At 60.0% G+C, this 463-nt stretch carries 1 protein-coding gene; it reads right to left on the minus strand.

Annotation, left to right across the window (positions count from 1 at the left end; genetic code table 11):
* Positions 1-251: Phenylacetic acid catabolic protein (locus JF66_RS21215; protein WP_369798090.1), on the minus strand; the 251-nt coding region annotated here is incomplete at its 3' end.
* Positions 252-463 lie beyond the last annotated feature (212 nt).

Raw genomic sequence — 463 nt, forward strand, 5'->3', positions numbered from 1 at the left:
TTGCGCTTGAGACTGGGAGCGCGGGTGATCCAGTTCGATTCCGGCTGCATGCCAATGATCTCGGAGTGCGCGTGCTGCGAAATCTGACGCACGAGTGACTTGCGATAGCCCTCCGGCATCCAGTCGCGAGGCTCAATGCGAGAATCCGCGGCGATGAGATCGTTAAACTGCTGTTCGTCAGCGGAAATCGCAGAACTCTCCGCGGAGGCATCCGGTGCAAGGGCGTACGGCCCTGCGGGGGTTGTCATCATTGACTCCTGGTCGTCGTTGGCGCTCGTGAGTTTTACAGCCGGCCGGCGAATCTTTCCCAACCGATCGTTCAGTTAGTATATAGTCACACTATCGGCACAGCAAGCCCCGCCGGCGGCACGAACTTTTCACGCACAGGTCACTCAACGAGGAGAAACCCCACTTGAATGCATCCCCGCACGCAGCAGCGCCGAGCGACACCACCGAGCCGGCC

Source organism: Cryobacterium sp. MLB-32 (assembly GCF_000738085.1).
GTDB lineage: Bacteria > Actinomycetota > Actinomycetes > Actinomycetales > Microbacteriaceae > Cryobacterium.